The following is a 2,986-nucleotide window of genomic DNA, read 5'->3' as shown; positions in this document are numbered from 1 at the left end:
GTCGCCGCAACATATTGTCTCTATCTGAACCGTTAACCTAATTTTTGGAGGATTTGCTATGAATAATCCAAGCCAGAGAAGCGGGGGTAGCAGGCCACAAAGCCAAACACAGAAAGAGGCCCCCACTGCCGTTAAAGTAGTTTACTATAAGGATAAGGCCAGGAAAATACTTGATCCGGAGCTTCTGGATCAGAAAGCCCAAGAGCAAGCTAACAAGTTCCCTGATGTCAATGATAAAAACAGAAAAGATAAGCTTTCCAAAAGTCAAATTCGTAGATTTTTCGGTGCGATTAAAAATTTGCATTTCCAGCTGGAAAATGGAAGGTCCTGGGAACAAGTCCTGCCGCTTTTCAAAATGTTTCAAAGCAAAGTCGCTTATGCCAAGCGTTCCGGCGGAAAGAAAATCCCGGAAGAGTTTGCCGTTTTCCTGGAAGAAAACATAAAACTTGTCGGCAATGATGAGGATAACTTTCGGGCGTTCGTGCTCTATTTTGAAGCGGTTTTAGGTTTCGCGTACGGGAACAACAAAATAGGAGAGTAAAAATGAAACTTCATAAAATCAAAAGGATTGAGGGGAAGATAAAAGTAATTACGGGCCTTCGTATTGGAGGTTCCATGGAGACTATGGAAATCGGGGGAATTGACATGCCCTTGGTAAGAATTTCCGTGAAGGATAAAGAAACGGAAAAAAATCTTCCTTATATCCCGGGTTCTTCTCTCAAAGGGAGAATGCGTTCATTAATAGAATGGCATTCTGGAAAACTTTCCCTTGAAGAGCGAAAACCCGTGCATCAATGCAAAGACAAAGAGTCTTTTTTGAAATGTGATGTTTGCAGAGTTTTCGGCATTTCCGCAGACCAGCAGCTTGATGTGGGGCCTACGCGCCTGTTGGTAAGAGACAGTTATTTGTCTGCAGAATGGTATGAGGCAGTAAGGAACGGGAAAGACATCACAGAAGTCAAAGTGGAGAACAATATTAATCGAATTACAGCAAAAGCGACTCCTCGGTCAATGGAGCGGGTGGTGCCGGGGGTGACATTTGACCTCGACATGGCCTACCGCGTTATCGATACCGGCGACGGCGGATCTGCCGATGAAAAGTACTTCAATGAGGTCGTCCTGAAGGCCCTGGCTCTGGTCGAAAAGGATTACCTGGGCGGCTGCGGCTCGCGCGGATGCGGCAAGGTCAAGTTCATCGATCTCAAAGACGAAGCCGGAAATCCCCTCACTCTGCCTACAGTCTGAACGGAAAGGTCCTGACGTATGCAATGGTACGAAATCAAACTGAAGGTGCACACGGCCCTGGGCACGCGGCTGTCGGCGGATACCCTGTTCGGCCATTTGTGCTGGGCCCTCCGCTATCACGAAGGCGAAGCGGCCCTCACCGACTTTCTCCGTGCCTATGCCGACGGAGCGCCTCCGCTGCTTTTGTCTGACGCCTTCCCGGATGGCTACTGGCCGCTTCCGCACCTGCCCCGGCCGACCCCCAAGCAGGAAAAAGACCTGCTCGAGAAAATCCGGGGCATTAAAACGAATGAACTGGTAAATCACCTGTATGTCGAAAAAGACGGAGAAAAGCGGCTGCCCGTTCCGGTCAGAAATGCACAGCCAAACGAAATTGAGGCCTTCGATCTGCTTAAATGGATGTACAAACTGTGCTTTCTGCCGGACAAAGGCCTCTATGCCCTTTGCGGCGGTCTGAGCAGCGAGTCCGTCTTTCATTGGTTTCTTGACAACGAGTGCGGAAGCCCTGTGCTGCCCAAAGAAACCGTGGTTGCCCACAACACCATCAGCCGTTTGACCGGCACCACCGGCCAGGAAGGGTCGCTCTTTTTCACCAAAGAGTGGCATATTAACCCCTTTAACCCGCCCGTTTTTCGTCTTCTGGCCGCCTCGGCCCGATATGACGGCGAGCGGTTGAAGAACCTGTTGGCACAGGCCCTCGAAGGAGGCTACGGCAAATACAAATCCCGCGGAAAGGGAAAAGTTTCCGTCGAATCGGTTTCTCCGGCTGTCCTGCCGGCCGCATCCAAGCCCAATGCGGTGCTTCTTCTGGCCGCCTGTGCACCCGCCGAACAGGACCCCGCCGAAGGTTTCTGGAAACTCCAGACCAAAATCGGCAAACTCGGCGGCGACTGGGCCGTCGGGCCCCATCCGAGCGGTATTCACGATGCATATAAAAAGCCGCTGATTCTGCTGACGGCCGGGTCAGTGCTGAAAACCGACAGCCCGCGTCCTTTTTACGGCCGGCTTGTCCAAAACATTCACCGCTCTTTCCCGGAAGTGTGCCATTATGCTCTCGCGCCGGCTGTGCCGGTCTGCTGTGCTTTTACGGAGGTTTTATGAAGCGATATAAAATGACCCTCACCATCCTTTCCCCCGTTCATATCGGCTCCGGACAGGATATCGACCCGACGGAATATGTCGTCAAAAACGGCGTCTTTTACCGGATTGACCTGGTGCGGTTTCTTTCAGGGATGCAGCCTAACCTCCGGGCCGAATTTGACCGCAGAGTGTCAGACCCAAATCCCTTCGTCATCCGCGATTTTATTCGCAACCACGTTGACCCGGAAAAGTACGCCTGCTTCAAGGCAGAAGCAGGGGCCTTTGAGCAGGTGTACCAAGAGAGTCTTTCGAATCCGAACCGGCAGCTGGAAGTCAGTCTTTTCACCCGAACCCCCGGCACCTGGCGGGCCTATATCCCCGGCTCCTCCATCAAAGGTGCCATCCGAACCGCTGTAATCAATACCCTGGCTCAAGAGAAAAAAGAATCTGTCAGACAGAAAAAGCAGGAAGCTGAAGCAAAGGCCAAAGAAAGAGCTGAGCAGATCATTAAAGAGTTGAAGCAAGCGCACAAAAAGTACGACGAGGAAAAAATTTATCAGCAGCAGCTCCAGAAGACCTATGAAAAATTCGGCAAGACCCAGCTGGAGCCGCTTTGTCTGAAACAATACAAATTTAATCCCCAGACCGATCCTTTTCGGTG

Annotated in this window: 4 protein-coding genes; all 4 read left to right on the top strand. The window is 51.1% G+C overall.

What is annotated here, in order from left to right; translation table 11 throughout:
- Positions 1-58: 58 nt before the first annotated feature.
- A complete protein-coding gene (csm2, locus tag PKY88_13250) occupies positions 59-541 on the top strand; it encodes a type III-A CRISPR-associated protein Csm2 (GenBank protein HOQ06166.1) in 483 nt (160 codons plus the stop codon).
- 2 nt (positions 542-543) lie between these two features.
- Positions 544-1,245 (top strand): type III-A CRISPR-associated RAMP protein Csm3, encoded by a 702-nt coding sequence (gene csm3 / locus PKY88_13245; GenBank protein HOQ06165.1) that lies wholly within the window; start codon positions 544-546, stop codon positions 1,243-1,245.
- Between the two features lie 18 nt (positions 1,246-1,263).
- Positions 1,264-2,346, top strand: a complete 1,083-nt coding sequence (locus PKY88_13240; GenBank protein HOQ06164.1) for a hypothetical protein — start codon at positions 1,264-1,266, stop codon at positions 2,344-2,346.
- The coding region (gene csm5 / locus PKY88_13235) for a type III-A CRISPR-associated RAMP protein Csm5 (protein ID HOQ06163.1) at positions 2,343-2,986 on the top strand (644 nt) is incomplete at its 3' end. The genes PKY88_13240 and csm5, both read left to right, overlap by 4 nt.

The organism is Anaerohalosphaeraceae bacterium, from assembly GCA_035378985.1.
In the GTDB taxonomy this organism is placed as follows: Bacteria; Planctomycetota; Phycisphaerae; order Sedimentisphaerales; family Anaerohalosphaeraceae; genus JAHDQI01.
The sequence above is the reverse complement of the archived record's forward strand: the minus strand, read 5'-3'. Positions and strand labels throughout refer to the sequence as shown.